Source organism: Paracoccus sp. MA (assembly GCF_020990385.1).
Classification (GTDB): Bacteria; Pseudomonadota; Alphaproteobacteria; order Rhodobacterales; family Rhodobacteraceae; genus Paracoccus.
In genome coordinates, this window is record NZ_CP087599.1 from 252,065 (window position 1) to 274,016 (window position 21,952).

At 69.0% G+C, this 21,952-nt stretch carries 17 protein-coding genes; 6 read left to right on the forward strand and 11 right to left on the reverse strand.

Features of this window, described 5'->3' with window-relative positions; genetic code table 11:
* Positions 1–35: 35 nt before the first annotated feature.
* From aztA to LOS78_RS20190, 4 genes are all read left to right on the forward strand, one after another.
* On the forward strand, positions 36–806 hold the full coding sequence (gene aztA / locus LOS78_RS20175; protein WP_230378927.1) for a zinc ABC transporter ATP-binding protein AztA: 771 nt from the start codon (positions 36–38) through the stop codon (positions 804–806).
* Entirely contained in the window at positions 806–1,672 is an 867-nt protein-coding gene (gene aztB / locus LOS78_RS20180) for a zinc ABC transporter permease AztB (protein ID WP_230378928.1), read from the forward strand. Before aztA ends, aztB begins: the two co-directional genes overlap by 1 nt.
* 19 nt (positions 1,673–1,691) lie before the next feature.
* Positions 1,692–2,621 carry a zinc ABC transporter substrate-binding protein AztC gene (gene aztC / locus LOS78_RS20185; protein ID WP_230378929.1) on the forward strand — a complete coding sequence of 310 codons (930 nt, stop codon included), beginning with the start codon at positions 1,692–1,694 and terminating at the stop codon, positions 2,619–2,621.
* 61 nt (positions 2,622–2,682) lie between these two features.
* Complete coding sequence (locus LOS78_RS20190; RefSeq protein ID WP_230378930.1) at positions 2,683–3,921, forward strand: metallochaperone AztD; 1,239 nt, start codon at positions 2,683–2,685, stop codon at positions 3,919–3,921.
* A 61-nt stretch (positions 3,922–3,982) separates the two neighbouring features.
* Here LOS78_RS20190 and LOS78_RS20195 read toward each other — a convergent pair whose 3' ends face one another.
* A complete protein-coding gene (locus LOS78_RS20195; protein WP_230378931.1) occupies positions 3,983–5,974 on the reverse strand; it encodes a PhoX family phosphatase in 1,992 nt (663 codons plus the stop codon).
* A gap of 289 nt (positions 5,975–6,263) precedes the next feature.
* Complete coding sequence (locus LOS78_RS20200) at positions 6,264–7,037, reverse strand: SDR family oxidoreductase (protein ID WP_028712739.1); 774 nt, start codon at positions 7,035–7,037, stop codon at positions 6,264–6,266.
* A gap of 137 nt (positions 7,038–7,174) precedes the next feature.
* On the opposite strand from LOS78_RS20200, the gene LOS78_RS20205 reads away from it, so the two are divergent.
* Positions 7,175–8,080, forward strand: coding sequence for a LysR family transcriptional regulator (locus LOS78_RS20205; RefSeq protein WP_230378987.1), 906 nt, complete (start codon positions 7,175–7,177; stop codon positions 8,078–8,080).
* A 4-nt stretch (positions 8,081–8,084) separates the two neighbouring features.
* Here LOS78_RS20205 and LOS78_RS20210 read toward each other — a convergent pair whose 3' ends face one another.
* A complete protein-coding gene (locus tag LOS78_RS20210) occupies positions 8,085–9,017 on the reverse strand; it encodes a LysR substrate-binding domain-containing protein (RefSeq protein ID WP_230378932.1) in 933 nt (310 codons plus the stop codon).
* 113 nt (positions 9,018–9,130) lie between these two features.
* Between LOS78_RS20210 and LOS78_RS20215 the strand changes: the two genes are divergently transcribed.
* Entirely contained in the window at positions 9,131–11,104 is a 1,974-nt protein-coding gene (locus tag LOS78_RS20215; protein WP_230378933.1) for an NADH:flavin oxidoreductase, read from the forward strand.
* 132 nt (positions 11,105–11,236) lie between these two features.
* On the opposite strand, the gene LOS78_RS20220 is transcribed toward LOS78_RS20215, so the two are convergent.
* From LOS78_RS20220 to LOS78_RS20255, 8 genes are all read right to left on the reverse strand, one after another.
* Complete coding sequence (locus LOS78_RS20220) at positions 11,237–12,697, reverse strand: NAD-dependent succinate-semialdehyde dehydrogenase (protein WP_371824732.1); 1,461 nt, start codon at positions 12,695–12,697, stop codon at positions 11,237–11,239.
* Positions 12,694–13,746 carry a tartrate dehydrogenase gene (locus LOS78_RS20225; RefSeq protein ID WP_230378934.1) on the reverse strand — a complete coding sequence of 351 codons (1,053 nt, stop codon included), beginning with the start codon at positions 13,744–13,746 and terminating at the stop codon, positions 12,694–12,696. The genes LOS78_RS20220 and LOS78_RS20225 overlap by 4 nt, the downstream gene beginning before the upstream one ends.
* An 11-nt stretch (positions 13,747–13,757) precedes the next feature.
* A complete protein-coding gene (locus LOS78_RS20230) occupies positions 13,758–15,221 on the reverse strand; it encodes an aldehyde dehydrogenase (RefSeq protein WP_230378935.1) in 1,464 nt (487 codons plus the stop codon).
* 115 nt (positions 15,222–15,336) lie between these two features.
* Entirely contained in the window at positions 15,337–16,662 is a 1,326-nt protein-coding gene (locus LOS78_RS20235; protein ID WP_230378936.1) for an FAD/NAD(P)-binding oxidoreductase, read from the reverse strand.
* Positions 16,659–16,958, reverse strand: a complete 300-nt coding sequence (locus LOS78_RS20240) for a (2Fe-2S)-binding protein (protein ID WP_028716727.1) — start codon at positions 16,956–16,958, stop codon at positions 16,659–16,661. The genes LOS78_RS20235 and LOS78_RS20240 overlap by 4 nt, the downstream gene beginning before the upstream one ends.
* Positions 16,955–18,922 carry a hydantoinase B/oxoprolinase family protein gene (locus LOS78_RS20245; protein WP_230378937.1) on the reverse strand — a complete coding sequence of 656 codons (1,968 nt, stop codon included), beginning with the start codon at positions 18,920–18,922 and terminating at the stop codon, positions 16,955–16,957. The genes LOS78_RS20240 and LOS78_RS20245 overlap by 4 nt, the downstream gene beginning before the upstream one ends.
* A 4-nt stretch (positions 18,923–18,926) precedes the next feature.
* On the reverse strand, positions 18,927–20,960 hold the full coding sequence (locus LOS78_RS20250; RefSeq protein ID WP_230378938.1) for a hydantoinase/oxoprolinase family protein: 2,034 nt from the start codon (positions 20,958–20,960) through the stop codon (positions 18,927–18,929).
* A gap of 75 nt (positions 20,961–21,035) precedes the next feature.
* Entirely contained in the window at positions 21,036–21,917 is an 882-nt protein-coding gene (locus LOS78_RS20255; RefSeq protein ID WP_230378939.1) for a LysR family transcriptional regulator, read from the reverse strand.
* Positions 21,918–21,952 lie beyond the last annotated feature (35 nt).

Below are 21,952 nucleotides of genomic sequence, written 5' to 3' on the forward strand. Positions count from 1 at the left end.
AGTCTGTCATGCAGCGACGCCCGGAGCCGCCTGAAATGAACCCCCGCACGGCCGATGCCTGTATCACCTTCGAGGATCTGACGGTCGGCTATGGCAGCCATGCCGCTGTCCATCACCTGAACGGCCCGGTTGCGGCCGGCGCGCTGCTCGCCGTGGTCGGGCCGAACGGATCGGGCAAGTCCACGCTGGTCAAATGCATCACCGGGCTGCTCAATCCGCTCAGCGGCAGCTGCCGCATCGCGCCGCGGACCAGCCTGGCCTATCTGCCGCAGCAATCAGAACTGGACCGCAGCTTTCCGGCGCGGGTGGTGGACCTGGTGGCGCTTGGCCTGTGGCGCAAGCGCGGCCTGCTGGGCCGGCACCGGGCCCAGGATCGCAAGGCCGTGGCGGATGCATTGCGCGCCGGGGGGCTGGAGGGCTTCGAAGGGCGTCCCATCGACAGCCTGTCGGGCGGTCAGTTGCAACGGGCGCTGTTCGCCCGGGTGCTGGTTCAGGATGCCGATCTGATCTTGCTCGACGAACCCTTCAACGCCATCGACGAAAAGACCATCCGCGACCTCATCGGCCTGATCCTGCACTGGCATGGCGAAGGGCGCACGGTGGTCGTGGTCGTCCATGACCTCGACCTGGTGCGGGCGCATTTCCCGCAGGCGCTGCTGCTTGCCCGCCGTCCCATCGCCTGGGGACCCACCGCCGAGGTCGTCACGCCCGCAAACATGCAGCGCGCCCGGCAGTTCCAGGAAGCCTGGGACGAGAAGGCGCCTTGGTGCGAGCCGTCCCCCGCCCCGGCCAGAGGCGTGGCGTGATGGTCGACTGGGTCGTGGCGCCTTTCATGGAATTCGCCTTCATGCAGCGCGCGCTGGCGGGGGCGCTCTTGCTGTCGCTCTCGGCCTGCCCGGTCGGCGTCTTCCTGATGCTGCGCCGGATGAGCCTGACCGGCGACGCCATGTCCCACGCCATCCTGCCGGGCGCGGCGGCGGGCTTCCTGCTTTACGGGCTGGAGATCGTGCCGATGACCATCGGCGGGCTGGTCGCCGGGGCCATCGTGGCGCTTGGCGCCGGCGCCGTGGCACGGTTGACGGTGCAAAAGGAGGACGCCTCGATGGCGGCCTTCTATCTGGTCTCGCTGGCCATCGGGGTCGTCATGGTCAGCCTGCGCGGCTCCAGCGTCGATCTGATGCATGTTCTGTTCGGCACGGTGCTGGCGCTGAACGACGATGCATTGCGGCTGATCGGGCTTGTCGCCGCCGTCACGCTGGCGACCACGGTGCTGCTGTGGCGCGCGCTGGTGGCGGAATGCCTCGACCCGCTGTTCCTGCGTTCGGTCTCGGGCCTGGGGGGCGTGGTGCATTTCGCCTTCCTGGGGCTGGTGGTGCTGAACCTGGTCGCCGGGTTCCAGGCGCTTGGCACGCTCCTGTCGGTCGGGCTGATGATCCTCCCGGGCGCCGCGGCGCGGTTCTGGGTGAACACGACCCTCGCGATGTGCGTCGTCTCGGTCGGGATCGGCATCGTCTCCTCGCTGGGCGGGCTCTTGCTGTCCTATCACGCCAGCCTGCCCTCGGGTCCGGCGATCATCCTCTCGGCCGGGGTGGTCTATCTCCTCTCGCTTCTGGCGGGGCCGCGCGGCGTGCTGCGGCCCGCCCTGCCCCGCCGCCACCACCGGACGGCCTGACGCCATGAAAGGATATCCCATGAAAGACTGGCTCTTCCGCATCGCCGCCTGTTCGGCAATCACGTTTTCTTCCTTTGCGGCTGCGCAGGCGGAACCGCTGGACGTGGTCGCGACCTTCTCGATCATCGGGGATTTCGCGGCAGAGGTCGGCGGCGACCGGATCAGGCTGAACGTACTGGTCGGCCCGGATTCCGACACGCATGTCTATGAGCCGCGGCCGGCCGACGCGATCGCGCTGGCCGGCGCCGATGTGGTGCTGACCAACGGGCTGGAGTTCGAGGGCTTCCTGACCCGCCTGATCGCCGCCAGCGGAACCGATGCCGCCGTCGCCACCCTGACCGACGGGGTTGAGACCATGGAGGAGCCGGGCGGCGGCCATTACCACTATATCGACGGCGAGGCGATCTTCCATGCCGGCGCGCATGATCCCCATGCCTGGCAATCGGTGCCGAATGCCAAGGTCTATGTGCAGAACATCGCCGCCGCCTTCTGCGCCGCCGATGCCGAGGGCTGCCCCGCCTATGAGGCGAATGCGGCCCGCTATGCCGGCGAACTGGACGCCCTCGATACCCAGATCCGCAGCGCCGTCGCCGCCCTGCCCGAGGACCGCCGCACCGTGGTGGTCGCCCACAACGCCTTCCGCTATTTCGAAGCCGCCTATGGCGTGGATTTCCTGTCGCCGCAGGGCATCTCGACCGAATCCGAGGCCGCTGCGGCCGATATCGCGGGCCTGATCCGCGAGATCCGCGACCGCAAGGCCGCGGCCATCTTCGCCGAGAACATCAGCGACACGAGGCTGCTGGAGCAGATCGCGCGCGAGGCCGGACTGCCGCTGGCCGGCACGCTCTATTCCGACGCGCTGTCCGGGCCGGACGGTCCCGCGTCCGACTACATCGCGATGATGCGGCACAATGCCGGTGCCATCACCGCGGCGCTGGCCGCCGACTGACCCGACCGCGCCGGGCCGCTTCAATTCCTTCATCCCGAACCTCATCAAGGAGAGACCATCCATGTTCAGACAACTCGCGGGCGCCAGCACCCTGGCGCTGATCCTGGCCGGCGGCGCCGTCGCCCAGGATCACGACCACGACCACGATCACGACCATGGCGACGTCACGCTTTACCGCGTCTTCGTCGGCGACCATGAAAAGGGTCAGGTCACCGCGTTCGACCTGTCCGAACCCGACCATCGCTGGACCTTCCCGACCACCGGCCAGGTCAAGCTCTATTCCGTTGCCGGCGGCGCGGTGGTGGCCGCGGTGCAGTCCGATGCCGATACGGTGCAGTTCATCCGCAGCGGCATCTCGTTCCACGACCACGGCGACCATCGCGACATCGAGGTGGGCGATCCCGCGGCCATCGACGCCAGCCTGACCGGGCCGCGCCCGTTCCACTTGGTCGAGCATGACGGCAAGGTGGTGCTGAACTACGACAATGGCGGCTATGCCGAGATCCTCGACGGCGGCGCGCTGGCCGAGGGCAAGGTCGAGCCGGTGAAGTTCCCGCAGGCCCGCGCCCATCACGGGTTCGTCGCGCCCTTGGGGGGAAGCTGGCTCTCCACCGTCGCCTCGGACGAGAAGGTCGAGGGCGACGCCTCGGTGCCGCGCCTCGGCCTGCAGGCCTTCGATGCCGAGGGCAATCCGGCGGGCGAGCTGGCCACCTGCACCGCGATCCATGGCGAGGCCTTCTCGGGCGCCTATCTGGCCGCCGGCTGCAAGGAGGGCGTGCTGACCGTCAAGGCCGGCGCGAACGGCCCGGAATACAAGCTGCTGCCCTATCCCGAGGATCTGCCGCAGGGCGTGACCACCGGCACGCTGCTGGGTTCGACCGGCATCCAGGTGTTCCTGGGCAATTACGGCCCCGACGGGCTGGTGGTGCTCGACCCGGTGGACGAGCCGCATTACCGCTACATCAAGCTGCCCTTCCGCCGGGTGGATTTCGCGCTCGACCCGGCCAAGCCCTCGACCGGCTACGTGCTGACCGAGGACGGCAGCCTGCACCGCATCGACCTGTTGAAGGCCGAGATCGCGGCCAGCGCCAAGGTGACCGAGCCCTATTCGATGGACGGGCATTGGAACGACCCGCGCCCGCGCATCGCCATGGCCGGGGACGAAATCGTCGTCACCGACCCGAACGCGGGCCTGGTCCGCCGCATCTCGGCCGAGAGCCTCGAAGAACTCGGCACCGTGCCGGTCGAGGGCAAGCCCTACAACATCGCCGTGACCGGCGGCAGCGGCGTCACGCACTGACGCAGGCACGACACGAAAGGGGGCGGTTTTCCGCCCCCTTCTTTAATTCGGGCAGGACGTATCAGCCGATCCGGCCGCCGCCCTGTTTCGTGATCGCCACCACCGCCGGGCGCACCGGCATGTCGTCGCGGAAATCCGGCCAGCGGGTCGACAGGTCCTCGTAATAGGACGGCCGGCCGTGGCCCTCCCAATCCTCGCCGCCGTCGCCGGGATGCTGCACCGCCACGAAGAAGGTGGTCAGGTCCGGCGTCGGACAGGGGCCGCACATCTCGGCCCCCACGGGCACGCGATAGAACAGCCGCGAGGTGCCGCGCGCCGCGCCCTCGACATCCACCGCCCAAAGACCATCCGTGCGGCCGGTATCCGAAGGCGAATTGCCGTCGGTCGAGACCCAGAGCCGCCCGTCGCTGTCGATGGCGCAATTGTCGGGCATGCCGAACCAGCCATTCGCCGTGGTTGCGGTCGAGAAGGTCGCGCCCACCTCGGCCACCGAAGGATCGCCGCATTGCAGCAGGATCTCCCAGCTGCCCTTGGTCGCCGCCAGATCGCCCCCGTCCTCGAGAATCTCGATGATATGGCCGAAGGCATTGTCCACGCGCGGGTTGGCGGCATTCGCCTCTTCGCGCTTGGTGTTGTTGGTCAGCATGACATAGGCCCGGCCGGTCTCGGCATTGGGCTCGATATCCTCGGGCCGGTCCATCGGCGTCGCGCCCAGCAGGTCGGCGGCGCGGCGGGTCTCGATCAGCACGTCGGCCTGGCTCTCGAAGCCGTTCTCGGCGGTCAACGGCCCCTGCCCGTGCACCAGCGGCAGCCAGACGAAGCTGCCATCCTCGTCGAAGCGCGCGACGTAAAGCGTGCCCTCGTCCAGCAGGTCCAGGTTCGCGGCCCGGTCCTCGGGATCATAGCGGCCGGCGGTCACGAACTTGTAGACATAATCGAAACGCTCGTCGTCACCCAGATAGAAGACGACGCGCCCGTCCTTGGCCAGCGCGCTCGCCGCGCCCTCGTGCTTGAAGCGGCCAAGCGCGGTGCGCTTCTTCGGGGTCGAGTTCGGGTCCATGACATCGACCTCGACGATCCAGCCGAAGCGGTTGGGCTCGTTCGGTTCCTTGCCGATGTCGAAGCGGTCGTGGAACTTGCCCCAGGCATAGCTGTCCTCGGGGATGCCCATGCGCTTGTAGTTCTCGGCCTCGGGGTGGCCTTCGGGCAGCGCGCCGGTGAAATAGCCGTGGATGTTCTCCTCGGCCATGATGTAGGTGCCCCAGGGCGTCACGCCGCCGGCGCAATTGTTGATGGTGCCCAGGACGCGGGTGCCGGTCGGGTCGGCGGCGGTCTGCATCCGCGCATGCCCGGCGGCCGGGCCGCGGATCTCCATCGGCGTCTTGGCGGTGATGCGGCGGTTCAGCGCGCCGTCCAGCACCGGCTGCCATTTGCCGTCCACCTTGCGGATCTCGATCACCGTGCCGCCATGCGCGGCCATCTCGATGTCCACGCGGTCCTCGGTCGCATCGGCGACGGCGATCTTGCCGTCCTCGACGGTGACGATGCCGGGGAACATCAGGTGTTCGTTGGTATATTCGTGGTTCACCACCAGCAGGCCGCGGTCATCGGCGCCGTCCAGCGGGATGAAGCCGACGAAATCGTTGTTATAGCCGAACTGGCGTTCCTGCGCGGCTTCGGACTGGTTCAGCGGGTCGAATTCCGGCGCGTCGGCAAAAACCTTGTCGCCCCAGCGCAGCAGGATGTCGGCGTCATAGCCCTGGGCCACGTGATGGTCGGCATCGACGCCGGCCGTCACCTCGGGGAAGTCGAAGGCCGAACCTTCGACGGCATCCTGGGCGCGCGCCTCGTCGGCGGCCAGCAGGGCGAAGGGGCTGACGGTGGCCGAGATGGCGGTCGCGGCCATCGAGCCCTTCAGGAAGCCGCGGCGCGAGAAGCGCGCGGCGATGATCTCGCCCATGGTGCGGTTGTCGGTCGGATTGTGGCCCGGTCCGTCAGCCTCCTCCAACTGGCTGGTGCGGAAGACATGGCGGGACGGATGTTGCTCGGTCATGAGACGCTCCTGGCTGATGGCGCGGCCCCGGCCGAAGACGGGACCGCCCCTTCCATAGCGGCCCAGTTTGACCAAAGAGTGACAGTGGCCTTCCCTTTCAGTTCCGGGATGATCCGCAGCACGGGGAACGGCAGGCACAAGAGGTTGAACGCGGTTTGATCCCGGTTCCGGCCGACACGCGGATCTGGCCGATGACAGGCGGCATGGGCAGGGGTTTTGCGACACAGGCCGAGGCGGGGCTGAAGCAGGATCGTTCGCCGGGCCTCTCTTCGTCTTCGGGCAGCCTATCCTATTTGGTCGTGTAGCCGCCGTTGACAAGAATGGTCTGGCCGGTCATCCACCAGCCCTCCGAGACCAGGAAGCGGATATGGGGCACGATGTCCTCGATATCGGTCAGGCCGGTCCTGGAGAACCTCGAAAGCGCCGCCGCCGTCCTGTGATAGGCAACCGCATCCTCGCCCTCTGCCGGATAGAAGAAGGGCGTATCCATCGGGCCCGGACCGATCGCAGTCACCGAGATGCCGCGATCGCCGAACTCCTTCGACGCGGCGCGGGTGAAATGCTCGACCGGCGCCTTGGTGCCGGCATAGGCCGCATAAAAGGGCGTGAAGGCGCCAAGCAGCGAAGTGACGAGCGTGCAGATCTTGCCGTTGTCGTTGAGATGCTTGCCGGCTTCCTTCAGGAAGAAGAAGGCGGTCTTGGCATTCACCGCCGCCATCTCGTCATATTCGGCTTCCGAAACCTCGACGATGGGCTTCTTCAGCACCTTGCCGACGGTGTTGATGGCGATGTCCGGCCTGCCGATGGCGGCGATCGCGTCGCCAAAAAGCCTTTCCATCGCTCCGGCGGTGGTCAGATCGGCCTGCAAGGCGATGGCCTCGGCACCAGCGGCCTTGACGGCGGCGACGGTCGCGTCGGCATCCGCCTTGGTCGATGCGCTGTTGTAGTGGATGGCGATGGCTTTCGCGCCGTGCCCGGCAAGATCGCGCGCGACGAGCCCGCCGAGATTCTTCGCACCGCCGGCGATGATGACGGTCTTGCCCTTGATGCTGTGGTCGGTCATGGATCGTTCTCCTTTGTCCGCAGGGCGCCGGTATGGGCGCCGCTTTCGTCCGGACAACATACCGTATGGAAATCGTGGATAAATCCGGCTATTCTGACATCACTTGTCAGAAAAACGGCACAATAGGGCAGCCGAACTTGGACCGCATCGACCTGTTTCGCGTCTTCACCCGTGTCGTCGAATGTTCCAGTTTCACGCGGGCCGCCGACACGCTCGGCATCCCGCGCTCATCGGTGTCGGCGGCCGTGCAGGAACTCGAAGGTCGCGTCGGCGCGCGCCTGCTGCATCGCACCACGCGCCGCGTCTCGCCGACGCAGGACGGCAGGGCCTTCTATGATCGCTGCCTGCGGGTCATTTCCGATGTCGAGGACACCGAGAACCTGTTCCGGCAGACGGCGGCGCAGCCCTCGGGCAGGATCAGGGTCGACGTTCCGGGCCGGATCGGGCGGCTGATCATCGCGCCGGCCCTGCCGGAATTCCTTGATCTCTACCCGCAGATCGACATCGACCTTGGTGTCACGGATCGGGCGGTGAACCTTGTCGAGGACGGCGTGGATTGCGTGCTGCGCGTCGGGCCGCTTGACGATTCCGGGCTGATCGCAAGGCCGCTCGGCAAGCTGGCGCTGATCAATGTCGCCAGTCCCGCCTATCTCAAGCGCCATGGCATTCCGGACAGCCCCGACCGCCTTGGCGCCCATTGGGGCGTCAACTACGCTTCGCCCTCCAGCGGCAGGGTCGAGGAATGGGAATGGATGGACGGCGGAATCCTCCGCACCCGGCCATTGCGTGCCCGCGTCACCGTCAACAGTGCCGAAGCCTGCATCGCCTGTTGCCTGGCGGGTCTCGGACTCATCCAGATCCCGGCCTATGATGTCCGCGCGCATCTCGAAGCCGGAGAGCTTGTCGAGGTGATGCCCGATCACCGGGCCGAGGCCCTGCCGATGACATTGCTCTATCCGCACCGGCAGCATCTTTCACGCCGGCTCCAGGTGTTCGCCGACTGGCTGGAGGCGCTGCTGAGGCGGGACGTGATCGCGGAATAGCCGGTCATCGTCCTTGCTCGGCCGTATCGGGGCGAGCATTGATCGCCGCCAGATCCTCGGCCATCCTGCCTGCCAGCCATTCGCAGATCTGCGGAACCACCGGCGGCAAGGGTTTCGACCGCGGTGCGATCAGGGAATGCTGGCGGCCCGTGCGCAATCTTTTGTCCGACGCTTCAACCATCCTTCCCTCGCGCAATGCACGCGAGACGACGCTGATCCAGCCAAGCGCGATGCCCTCGCCCCGCTCGGCCGCCTGCAGGACCACGGAATAGTCGGAAAAGCGGTGCCACTGTCCTGACCGGGCGAAGCCGGGGCCCAGCAGCCTTTGCCAATGGGCCGCATGCGCGTCATCGAGGTTCAGGAAGACATGGCCTGACGGATCGTCCGTCAACGGTCCCCGCTCGGCCAGATAGTCGGGGCTGCAGACGGGCAGGATGACCTCGGGCGCGAAGGGCCAGACATGATAGCGCGGGTCGTCGTCGCGCACGATCCGGGTGGCGATGTCTGCATGGGCGGGCGGCTCGCCCAGCATGCCCGGGGCCAGGTCCAGGCGCAACTCGATGCCCGGAAAGGCGGCTTTGAAGCTGCCCAGCCGGGGCAGCAGCCAATGGGTCGCAAAGGAACTGGAAAAGGACAGCGTGACCCGGGTCCGGGCAAAGCGGTCCTGCGCCTCGGCAATGGCCGCGCCGATGCCGGCAAAGCCTTGGGAGACGGCGTCGAAGATGCGCTGCCCGTCTGCGGTCAGGGCGATGCCCGTCGGGCTGCGGTCGAACAGGCGCAGGCCCAGCTCGGCTTCAAGCTGGGCGACGGCACGGCTGACCGAGGGTTGGGTCACGTTGAATTCCCGCGCCGCGGCCGAGAAGCTGCCGGTGCGCGCCGCGGCTTCGAAAACGAACAGCGCGCGCGTGGCTGCGCCCAGTCGGAGCGGAGGGGTCATGCCTGCAGCGTATACCCCCTGTCAGGATTATCAAGCTTCCTGCCACGCCCGTCCTCGCGCAGGGTGGAAGGACAGCTTGCGCCCGGAAGTGCCGCAGCAGACAGGACCACAGCATGCCGATGATCGCCCCCGACGCCCCATCAGCCGACCCGCTTCTTCGCCCCTTCCGCCTGCGGGGGCTGGAACTGCGCAACCGTGTCGTCAGCACCAGCCATGCCTCGATGCTGGACGATGGCGGAATGCCGGGGGAGCGTTACCAAGCCTATCACGAGGAGAAGGCCAGGGGCGGCATCGGCATGACGATGATCGGCGGCTCGGCCATGATCTCGCGCGATTCCAGCTGGGGCGGGGGGCAGCTGAACCTGGCGGATGACGCGGTCATCCCGCATCTGGCGGCGATGGCAGAGCGGATCCATGGCCAGGGGGCGGCGATCATGTGCCAGATCTCGCATCTGGGCCGGCGGGCAACGGCGCTTGGCGGGGCCTGGCTGCCGGCCATTGCGCCCTCCCGCGTGCGCGAGACCCGGACCCGCAGCTTTCCGAAAGAGATGGACCGCGCCGATATCGACCGGGTGATCGCGGATTTCGCCGCCGTCGCCCGGCGCTGCCAGGAGGCGGGGCTGGACGGGGTCGAGACGCTGACCGGCGGGCACCTGATCGGTCAGTTCCTGTCGCCGCGCACCAACCGTCGCAGCGACGGCTTCGGCGGATCGCCTGCCAACCGCGCCCGCTTCGCGCTGATGGTGCACGAGGCGATCCGCCGTGCCGTGGGCGACGATTTCGTGGTGGGCATCCGCTATGTCGTCGACGAAGGCGGCACGGACGGGCTGACCGCCGGCGACGCTCTGGACATCGCCCGGATGATCCAGGCCGAGGGCCATGTGGACCTGTTCGACTGCATCTATGGCCGCATGGACAGCGACCTGCTGCTGACCGAGGACAACATGCCCGGCATGTTCCAGCCCTCGGCCCCCTATCTGGCGCATATTCGCGCCTTCCGGCAGGCGGTGTCGCTGCCGGTCCTGCACGCGGGTGGCATCCGCGACGTGGCCACCGCGCGCCATGTGCTGCGCGACGGGATCGCGGATCTGGTCGGCATGACGCGCGCCCATATCGCCGACCCGCATCTGGTCGCCAAGATCGCGGCCGGGGTCGAGGATCGCATCCGCCCTTGCGTCGGCGCCTCCTATTGCCTGTATCGCAAGGCGCATTGCGTCCATAACCCCGCGACCACGCGCGAAACCACCCTGGGCCACGCGATCCCCCGGTCCCCCGCGCCGCGCCGCGCCATTGTCGTGGGCGGCGGCCCGGCGGGGATGGAGGCCGCGCGCGTGCTGACCGAACGCGGCCACCGCGTCACCCTGATCGAGGCAGCGGCGCGCCTTGGCGGGCAGATCCTGGTGGCGGCCAAGGCACCGGGGCGCCGCGACCTGCTGGGCATCATCGACTGGCGGCGCAGCGAATTGGAGCGGCTGGGGGTGGATGTCCGCCTGAACACCTGGGCCGAGGCGGCCGACATCCTGGCCAAGGCCCCCGACATCGTCGTCGTGGCGACCGGCGGCATTCCCGACCTGGACTGGCTGGAGGGGGCCGAGCATTGCCACAGCACTTGGGATCTGCTGACCGGCGCGGTCGCGGCCCAGGGCGAGGTGCTGGTCTATGACGGCACCGGGCGGCAGGCAGCCCCGTCCTGCGCGCTGAAGCTGGCCGATGCCGGGCGGACCGTCACCCTTGCCACCCCCGACGCCGTTCCGGCGACCGAGATGCCCTATCAGGACGCGACCAGCTTTCGCAAACGCTTCTATCAGGCGGGCCTCGCCACCCTGACCGATCATGCCCTGATCCGGGTCGAGCGCCGGGGAAACCGGCTGCGCGCCACCTTGCGCAACGAGATGACGGGGGCGCAACGCAGCCTGGACGTCGCGCAGGTGGTGGTGGAACACGGCACGCTTCCGGTGGACGATCTGTTCGCCGAATTGCGCCGGTCAAGCAAGGGCTTCGCGCTGCACCGGATCGGCGATGCGGTCGCCAGCCGCGACCTGCACGCCTCGATCCTGGATGCCTATCGGCTGTGCCTGGGGTTGTGACGGCGGGCCTTGGGCGCAGGCCTTGGGGTGGGTTTCACCCCGCCGCGCGCCCGGCAAAAGGTGGGTAAAACCCCACCCTGCAGGCCGCTCGCCCTTTCATGGGGTGTGACAGCGTTTGAGAAGGGGCGGGCCTTACAGCCCGCCGAAATGGAACGCCTTGGTTTCCAGATATTCCTCGATCCCGTCCTGCGCCCCCTCGCGGCCAAGGCCCGAGGCCTTGACGCCGCCGAAGGGCGTTTCGGCATGGCTGACCGCGCCGGTGTTCAGCCCGACAAGGCCGAACTCCAAGGCCTCGCCCACGCGGAAGGCGCGCGCGATGTCGCGGGTGAAGAAATAGGCGGCCAGGCCGAAGGGCGTGCCGTTGGCGATGGCCAGAGCCTCCTCCTCGGTCTCGAAGCGGAAGATCGGGGCGACGGGGCCGAAGGTTTCCTCGGCGGCCAGCTGCATCTGGGTCGTGGCGCCGACCAGAACCACCGGATCGGCATAGGCATCGGGCAGATCGCGCGCGGCGGTGGCGCGGGTCGCGCCCTTGGACAGCGCGTCCTCGACATGGGTGCGGATCTTGGCGATGGCGGCGCCGTTGATCATCGGGCCGATGGTCGTGCCCTCGGCCGTGCCGGGGCCGACCTGCAGCGCATCGACACGCTTCGCCAGCGCCGCGACGAAGGCGTCGTGGATGCCCGACTGCACCAGGATCCGGTTCGCGCAGACACAGGTCTGCCCGCCGTTGCGGAACTTGGACAGCATCGCGCCCTCGACCGCCGCGTCCAGGTCGGCATCGTCGAAGACGATGAAAGGCGCGTTGCCGCCCAGTTCCAGCGACATGCGCTTCAGCGTCGGCGCGCATTGTTCGGCCAGCAGCGCGCCGACGCGGGTCGAGCCGGTGAAGGACAGCTTGCGCACCACCGGGCTGGCGGTCAGCGTGGCGCCGATCGCCTCGGGGCGGCCGGTCAGGATGTTGATGACGCCCGCCGGGATGCCGGCGCGTTCGGCCAGCACGCCAAGCGCCAGCGCCGAATAGGGGGTGAGGTCCGACGGCTTCACCACCATCGTGCAGCCCGCCGCCAGCCCCGGCGCCACCTTGCGGGTGATCATCGCGATGGGAAAGTTCCAGGGCGTGATGATCGCGCAGACGCCCACCGGTTCCTTCATCGCAAAGACCTTCTTGCCCGGCACCGGCGAGGGGATGATCTTGCCGTTGATCCGCCGCGCTTCCTCGGCGAACCAGCGCAGGAAGGAGGCGCCATAAAGCACCTCGCCCCGCGCCTCGGCCAGGGGCTTGCCCTGTTCCGCGGTCAGGATCTGCGCCAGGTCGTCCGCATGGTCCAGCATCAGCTGATACCAGCCCATCAGCAGGTCGGCGCGCTCGGCATGGGTGCGCTTGCGCCAGGCCAGCATGGCGCGTTCCGCGGCGGCGATGGCCTGCGCGGTTTCATCTGCCGTGCAGTCGGGCATGGTGCCCATGGCGCGGCCGGTGGCGGGGTTCATTACCTCCATGTCGGGGCGGGCGATCCACTGGCCGTCGATCAGCGCGGCCTGGCGGAACAGGCCGGGATCGTTCAACTGCGGGCCGAAATCGGTCATCTGGTTCATGCGTGTTCCTCCAGCGCGGCCAGGACGGCTGCGGTAATGGCATCGGTGCCGTGCAAGCCGGGGCGGATGCCGATGCCCCGGGCGGTGGCGGATTCGATGGCGGCCAGCACCGCATCGGCGGCGGGCTTTTCGCCCAGGTGCTCCAGCATCATCGCCCCCGACCAGATCGCGGCGATGGGATTGGCGAGGTTCCTGCCCGCGATGTCGGGGGCCGATCCATGCACCGGCTCGAACATCGAGGGGCCGCTGCGGTCGGGGCAGATATTGGCCGAGGCCGCGAAGCCCAGGCCGCCCTGGATCGCCGCGCCCAGATCGGTCAGGATGTCGCCGAACAGGTTCGAGGCGACGATCACGTCCAGATCCTGCGGCGCCATCACCATCTTGGCGGCCATGGCGTCGATATGCATGGGACTGACGGTCACGTCGGGATATTCGGCGGCAACCTGCTGCGTCACCTCGTCCCAGAACACCATCGAATATTTCTGCGCATTGGATTTCGTGACCGAGGTCAGGTGCCCCCGCCGCGCCCGCGCCTGTTCGAAGCCGAAGCGGATGATGCGCTCGACCCCCTTGCGGGTGAAGATCGCGGTTTCGGTGGCGACCTCGTTGTCGCGGCCCTGGTGGACGCGGCCGCCGGCGCCGGAATATTCGCCCTCGGTGTTCTCGCGGATGCAGAGGATGTCGAAGCCTTCCGCCCTCAGCGGACCTTCCACGCCGGGCAGCAGCCGGTGCGGGCGGATATTGGCATATTGGTCGAAGGCCTTGCGGATCGGCAGCAGCAGCCCGTGCAGCGACACCGAATCCGGCACCGTGGCGGGCCAGCCGACCGCGCCCAGATAGATCGCGTCGAAGGGGCGCAGCTGCTCGATCCCGTCCTCGGGCATCATGCGGCCGGTGGCCAGACAGGTCTCGCAGGACCAGTCGAAGCGGGTCGGTTCCAGCGTGAAGCCGAAGCGCGCGGCGGCGGCGTCCAGCACCTGCATCGCGGCATCGGTCACATCCACGCCGATGCCGTCGCCGGGGATCAGCGCGATCTTGTGGGCGGTCATGGTCTTCTCCTTCAGATGTCGATCAGCACCGATTTCGTGCGGCGGTTCGCGGCGAATGCCTCGCGCCCCAGATCCTTGCCAAGCCCCGAGGCCTTCCAGCCGCCGGTCGGCAGGATATGGTCGCGCGACCGGCCATAGCGGTTGACCCAGACCGTCCCCGCTTCCAGCCGCCGCGTCAGGCGCAGGGCGCGGGACAGGTCGCGGGTGAACAGCCCGGCGCAAAGGCCATAGGTCGGGTGCTGGGCCAGGGCCAGCCCCTCCTCCTCGGTGTCGAAGGTCTGGAAGGTGGCGACCGGGCCGAAGATTTCCTCGGTCACGGCGGGATTGTCGGCCGAAACGCCGCCGATCAGGGTCGGCCGGTAGAAGCTGCCCTCGTGATCGAAGCGGGTGCCGCCGCACAGGATCTCGCCGCCCTGCGCCCGCGCCGCCTGCACGATGCCGTCGATCCGCCGCAGCTGCGGGTCCGAGATGATGGGCGAGAAGCCGGGGCTTTCCGCCCAGGTCGGCGCCGGGTGCGGCCTGGCGAAGCGGTCGGCCAGCCGCGCGGCCAGCGCATCGGCGATGCCGCGCTGCACGATGATGCGCGATCCGGCGATGCAGAACTGGCCCGCATTGGGCAGGATGCCACGTTCCAGGCAGGTGGCGGCCAGGTCGATATCGGCATCGTCGAACACCAGCATCGGGCTTTTTCCGCCCAGTTCCAGGGTCATCGGCTTGATGCCGGTGCGCGCGATATTCTCCATGATCGCCGCGCCCGCGCGGGTCGAGCCGGTGAAGCTGACCTTGTCGATGCCGGGATGCCCGGTGATCGCCGCCCCGGTGACCGGCCCGTCGCCCAGGATGACATTGACCAGCCCCGCGGGAATGCCTGCGCGCACCGACAGTTCGGCCATGTAAAGCGTGGACCAGGGCGTCATCTCGGACGGTTTCAGCACCACGGCATTGCCTGCGGCCAAGGCCGGCGCCAGCTTCCAGCCCGCCATCGAGATCGGGAAGTTCCAGGGCGCGATGGCGCCGACCACGCCATAGGGCTCGGCGGCGATGAAGCCCAGGCTGCCCGCGCCCGTGGGCACCAGGTCGCCGCCTTCCTTGTCGGCAAATTCGGCGAAGAAGCGGATCTGTTCTGCCGTCACCGGCACGTCGCCTGCGGCCACATGCGCGACGGGGCGGGACGAGCAGACCGCCTCCAGCCGGGCGAGCGCCGGGGCCTCGGCCTCGATCAGGTCGGCCCAGGCATGCAGCGCGCGCAGACGGTCGCGGGGATGCAGGGTCGCCCATCCCGACACGGCAAGCGCCCGCCGCGCCGCCGCCACCGCGCGGTCCACCATGACCGCATCGGCCACCGGGACATGGCCGATCACCCGGCCGCTGGAAGGCGCGCGCACCTCGAGCCGCGCCTCGTCCTCGACATAGGCGCCGTCGATGAAATGGCCTGCGGGCAGGGTCAGGGACAGGGGATCGAAGGCAAGGGTCATGGCATCCTCGGCTGTTGGGACAAGGGTGGCGCGGGGCGGCCGGCGAAAGCTGCCGAAGGGGCGCGTCGGGCAGCAGAAATCACCGTGCCGCACCGAGGCACGGAAGATTATGCTGTCAGTCCTCCAGCAACGCGCCGACGGGCACCGGGCGCACCGGGGGCTGGCCGCGCAGCCGGCCCACCTCCTGCGGGGCAAGACCGGCGTGGCGGGCGATCAGCGCGGCGGCGGCAAGCTGGCAATAGCGGCCCTGGCAGCGGCCCATGCCGATGCGGCCCAGGGATTTCACGCGGTTGGCCTCGGCCCCGCCCAGGCCTGCGGCATCGCGCATCTGCCCCAGGGTGATCCCCTCGCAGCGGCACAGGACAGCCGCATCGGGCAGCGCATCCAGCTGGCCCGAGGGCCAGGGAAAGGCCCGCGCCATCGCGGCGGCGAAGCGGTGCAGCCGCCGGGCGCGGCGCAGCAGCGCGCGCGTGCCGGGCGTGGCGATCCCCAGGTCGGTCAGGCAGGCATTGGCGGCCAGGGCACCCGCGACCTCGGCGCCATCCGCGCCCAGGATGCGCAGCCCGTCGCCCGCCAGATAGAGGCCCGGCCCCGCCCGGCCCATCTCATCCGCGACCGGCAGCCATTGCGCCCAGGTGTCGGACCACGCAAAGCGCGCGCCCGCCAGGTCGGCCAGTTGCGTTTCCGCCCGCAGGTGCCAGCCAAGCGCCACCGCGTCGCATTCGGTGACCTGCGCCCGGCCCCTGCCATCGCGCCAATGGACCGCATCCGCGGCGATCCGTTCCAGCCGGACGCCGGCGTGATACAGCCGCCCAAGCCGCGCCCGCATCGCCAGCCCCCGCGCCGTCACCGCCGGGCGGGCCAGGGCCATGCCGATGCCGCCCCGCATCTGCGTCGCCAGGGACGAGGTGTCCAGCACCGCCGCGACCCCTGCCCCCGCCGCCAGCAGCTGCGTCGCCACCAGCGTCAGCAGCGGCCCCGATCCTGCCAGCACGATCTGCCGCCCGATGGCCACGCCCTGCGCCTTCAGCGCGATCTGCGCCGCGCCCAGGGAATAGACCCCGGCACGCTGCCAGCCATCCACCGGGACCAGGCGATCGGTGGCCCCCGTCGCCAGGATCAGCCGGTCATGGGGAATGCGTGCCGCACCGACATGCGCCACCCCGCCGCGGATCGCATGGACCGCGGATTGCGGGCGATAGTCCACCTGCCCCGCCGCCACCATGGCGTCGAACAGCGCGTGCAGCGCCCGCGCCTTCCCGGCCTCGGAGCCATAGAGCTTTTCCGGCGGGCGGGTGAAGCCTTCGGGCGGGCGGCGATAGATCTGGCCGCCGGCCCGCGCGGCTTCGTCCACCACGACCGGGCGCAGGCCTGCGCGGACCAGCCGCTCTGCCGCGCGGATGCCCGCAGGCCCGGCACCGACGACCAGCACCCGCGTCATGCGGGCCACCCTTGCGGCGCCTCGGAAAGCAGCCGCATCCCCGCCGCAAGGGGCGTCGAGCAGGCACGCAGGCGCGAGCCGTCCTCGGCCCAGATCCAGCAATCCTGGCAGGCGCCCATCAGGCAGAAGCCCGCACGCCGCTCCGGCCCGAACTCGGCCGGGCGCAGCGATCCGGCGCCGGTCAGGATCGCGGTCAGCACCGTGTCGCCCATCAGCCCGGTCATGTCCCGCCCGTCGAAACGGAACGCCACCGGCGCGCGCCCCGTCTCGGCCAGCCGGACCAGTTGCCCGGTCATTCCGCGGCCTGCGCAAGGGCCGGGCGCGGCAGGTCGGGAAAGCGCGCGCAGACGGCATCGAAGGCGCGGTGCACGGCCTCGGGGCCATTGCCCTCCATGCGGCGGAAGATCTCGGTCTTGGCGAAGAAGCGCCAGTGGATCGGCAGCGCCGTCAGGATCGCCGTCAGGGCCTCATAGGCGGCGCTGGTCCAGCGCGCCTCGAAGGCGTCGCGTTCGGGGCCGAAATGGAAATGCCCCTGATGTTCCGTCGCCTGCGCCCGCAGCGCCGCCGTGGCATCGGCATCGCCGACGACCACGCCGTAATCGCGCCGCGCCGCATCGGCCGAGACATAGCCCCGCGCCACATCCTGCTCGACGCGCCAGACCTCTCGCTCGAAGGGGTTGCCACGCCCGCCGCCGCCGGCGGAACGGATCATCAGCACATCGCCGGGGCCAAGGATCGCGGTGTCGGAGGACCCGGTGCGCCGTTCCTCGGGCGTTCCGGGGTTCACGATCATCTCGGCCAGGCCCGCCGCCTTGCCGCCCAGGATCCCCCAGGGGCGGAAGAGGCTGCGGTCGCGGTTGCGCGCGGTGATGCGGCTGTCGGGGGCGAAGACGCGGAAGGCCATCTCGGTGGCCAGCCCGCCCCGCCAGCGTCCGGCCCCGCCGCTGTCCTGCGCAAGGCCGTAGCGGACGAATTCCACCGGCACCTCGGTCTCGGTGATCTCGATGGGGGTGTTCTTCAAATAGGCCGCGTCCGCGCCCGAGCCGTTGGTGCCGTCGCGCCAGGGCATGCCGCCGCCGCCGCCCACCACCGGGTTCACGGCGGCGATGACCGTCTTCTGCGTGCGCTCGTCCCGCGTCATCACGTTGATGATGCAGTTGTTGCCGGCGGGCGCGGCGGGCATCCGGTCAGGAATGGCCTGCGAGAATGCCCCGAAGATCACCGAGCGCAGCCGCGCGCAGGTCAGCGACCGCATCCCCACGGCGGCGGGCGCGACCGGGTTCAGCACCGTGCCTTCCGGCGCGATGCAGGTGAAGGGCCGCGTCAGCCCGGTGTTCAGCAGGATGCGCGGGTTGAGCGTATAGAGGACGTAATAGACCCCCACCAGCAGCATGGTGTGGCGCGGATCCCCGCCCGAGGGCACGTTCAGCGAACTGCCAAGCTGCGGGTCCGATCCGGTGAAATCCAGCACCGCGCTGTCGCCGCGGATCTTCAGGGTCAGGTTCAGCCGGCAGGGATTGGCCTGGTCGCTGTCCTCGTCGGCGTAATCGGCGAAATGGTAATCCCCGTCCGGGATCGCGCGCAGGATGTCGCGGGCCTGCGCCTCGGCCTGGTCCTTCAGCGCCGCGACGCCCTGGACGAAGCCCTGCTTGCCGAAACGGGCGATCATCTGGTGCACCTTGCGCTCGCCGGTGTTCAGCGCGCCGACAAGCGCCTTGATGTCGCCGATGTTCAGCGCGGGCTTGCGGACATTGGTCTGCATGATCCGCAGGATCTGCTCGTCGAAGACGCCTTCGTTCACCAGCTTCATCGGCGGAAAGCGGATGCCTTCCTGGTGGATCTCGGTCAGGGACCGTGACAGCGAGGCAGGCACCGCGCCGCCCATGTCGGTGTTGTGGATATGCCCGCCGGTCCAGGCGACGATCTCGCCATCCGCGAAGACCGGCTTCCACAGGTGGGTGTCGGGGGCATGGGTCGCGACATGGCCGGAATAGGGGTCGTTGGTGAAGGCCACGTCGCCGGGGCGGTAATCGTCCACCATGGCGATGGCCCGGCCATAGGTCAGGCCCGGATACCAGGTCGCGCCCAGGTCCATCGGCACCGCGAAGGTGTCGCCGCCCTTGTCCATCAGCATGACGGTGAAGTCCTGCGTTTCCTTGACGAAGGCCGAATGCGCCGTGCGGTGCAGCGTATGCGCCATGTTCTCGGCCGCCGCGCGGGCGTGGTTGGCCAGGACCTGAAGCGTCATCTTGTCGAACATGGGCTTACTCCGCAAAGCTCAGGTGGATGTTCAGGTGGTCGTCCACCCGGGCCGTCGCGCCTTCGGGGATGGCGAAGGTGGTGTCTTCCTGCGCGACGATGGCGGGGCCGTGGAAGCTTGCGCCCCCCGTCAGGTCCGCGCGGTCATAGAGCGGGATATCCTGCCAGGCCCCCAGATGCACCGGCACATGGCGCGCGGGCCGGGCAGGGGCGGGGTCGCCCGTCTCTGTCGGAAATTCGGGCTTCGGCCCGGCACCGATGGCGGACAGGCGCAGGTTCACGATCTCGATCCGGCCCTCGGGGTCGTCGAAATCGTAAAGACGCAGATGCGTGGCGTGGAAGGCCTGCGCGATGCGGGCGGGATCGTTCAGCCAGGCGGGTTCCAGATCGACCTCGATCTCGTAGCTCTGGCCGGCATAGCGCATGTCGGCGGACAGGCGCAGATCGGCGGCGCCGTGATGGCCCTGGGCGGCCAGCCAGGCGCGACCGTCATCGGTCAGCGCCCGGAACGGCGCGGTCAGATCCGCGCCCAGATCGGCAAAGACCGTGCGGATGAAGTCGCCGCGCAGATCGGCCACCAGGCCGCCAAGCGCAGAGACCACGCCCGGACGGCGCGGGGCGATGACGCGCGAGATCCCCAGTTCGCGCGCCAGGAAGGCCCCCAGCATCGGCCCGCCGCCGCCAAAGGGCATCAGCGCGAAGTCCCGCAGATCGACGCCGGCGCGCGAGGACAGCTTCTCGACCTCGACGAACATCTCGGAAATCGCGATGTCGAGGATCGCCTGCGCGGTTTCCTCGGGGCTGCGGCCAAGCTGCTCGGCCAAGGCAGCAACGGCCTGCCGGGCCAGCGCCACGTCCATCTGCAACTGGCCGTAGGCCATCTGGCTGTGGCCCAGCCAGCCGCAGACCGCCATCGCATCCGTCACCGTGGCCTGTGTCCCGCCGCGTGCGTAGCAGGCCGGACCGGGGTTCGATCCCGCCGATTCCGGCCCCACGCGCAGCACCCCCTGCGCGTCCACGCTGGCGATGGAGCCGCCGCCGATGCCGATGGAGCTGACCGAGACCGATGGGATGTGCAACGGAAATTCGCCGATCAGCTCGTCCGATCCGAACTGCACCTGCCCGTCCACGATCAGCGCGAAATCGGCCGAGGTGCCGCCGATGTCCAGCGTCAGGATGCGATCCTCGCCGGCCTGGCGGGCCAGCCAGCTTGCGCCGATCACGCCGGATGCCGTGCCCGACAGCAGCATCGACACGCAGTCGCGCCGCCCCTCGGCCGCGGTCATCAGCCCGCCGTTCGACTTGGTCAGCATGGCGCGGGCCGGAACCCCCTGCCCCGCCAGCCGCGATTCCAACGCCGTCAGATAGCCCGCGACGCGCGGGTGGACATAGCCGTTCAGGATCGCGGTCGAGCTGCGCTCGTATTCGCGGATCACCGGCCAGACCTCTGCCGAGGTGAAGACGAACAGATCGGGCGCCTGCGCCTCGACCTGCGCCTTGACGGCGGCCTCCTGCGAGCCGTCGCGCCAGGAATGCAGCAGCGCCACGATCACCCCCTCGGCGCCTGCGGCCTTGGCGCGGGCCACGGCATCGGCGATGGCGACCCCATCGGGGGCGAGGGTCTGGCGGCCGTCGGCGCGCATTCGGGCGGGGATGCCGAAGATCATGTCGCGCGAGACCAGCGGGTCGGGCCGGTGGCAGAACAGCGAATACATCTCGGGCATCCGCAACCGGGCGAGTTCGATCACATCCTCGAAGCCCGCATTGGTGATCAGCGCCAGGCGCGCGCCCTTGCGCTGGATGATGGTGTTGATGCCGACCGTGGTGCCGTGCACGAAGCGGCTGACCGTCGCCGGATCCAGCCCCTCGCGTTCGGCCAGCAGCCGAAGCCCTTCCAGCAGTTCGGCGCCGGGATCGTCGGGCGTGGTCAGCACCTTCAGCGATGCGACGCGGCCCGAGGTCGCCTCCAGCGCGCAGAAATCCATGAAGGTGCCGCCGATATCGACGCCGATCTTCCAGTCCGCTACGGTCCCGTCCATTCCGCCACTCCGTCATTGGTCGAGGCGATGGAACCAGAAGCGGCGATCCGCGTCCAAGACGCAAAGCGGCGCGGGCTATAAGTCGGGCTTATGCCTTCGGATCGTGTCCCGCATCAGGCTTTCCGCGCGCGACAGCACGCGGCCCTTCAGCGTCAGCAGCGACAGGGGCAGCGCCGCATCGTCCAGCAACGGGCATTGCCGGATGCCCGCGAATTGCGCCCAGGGCAGCAGGGAATCGACCACCGCAATCCCCAGCCCCGCCTGCACGAAGCCGACGGCGGTGATCGACATGTCGATTTCCAGGACCGGCTCGAACCGCAGGCCCTGGGCGCGGGCCGCCTGGGACAATTCGTGATGCGGCCGGGTCGCCGCGCGATAAGAGATCAATGCCTGATCCTGCAGGTCGGCAAGCCTGAGCCCGTCGCGGTCCAGGAACGGATGGCCCGGCGGCAAGAGACAGGTAAACCGCGCGCCCCCCAGCGGCTCGACGTCGATATCGGGCGGCATCGTGTCGTCCAGCGCCAGCGCCAGCATGGCATCCCCTGCGCGCAGCATGGTGATCAGCGAGGCGACCGGGGCGACATGGGCGCGCACCAGGATGTCGGGATGCGCCTTGCGATAAGCGGCCAGAACCTCCGGCAGGAAGGACATCGCCGGCGGGGGCGAGGCCGCGATGCGCACCAGCCCCGCCCGCCCCTGCCGCAGGTCGGCGGTCTTGCGGCGCAGCCCTTCCAGCCCGCCGAACAGCCGCTCGGCATCGGGCAACAGCTCCAGCGCCTCGGGCGTAGGGTGCAGGCGGCCCTTTTCGCGGGTGAACAGGGCGAAACCCAATTCGTCCTCGGCATGCAGCAGCACCTGGCTGAGGGCGGGTTGCGAGATGTTCAGCATCCGCGCCGCGGCGGTGATCGAGCCTGCGCGCATCACCGCCACGAACACCTCAAGCTGCCTGGCCCGCATCACCACCCCATAGGTTCGACTTATGGCTCACCCAA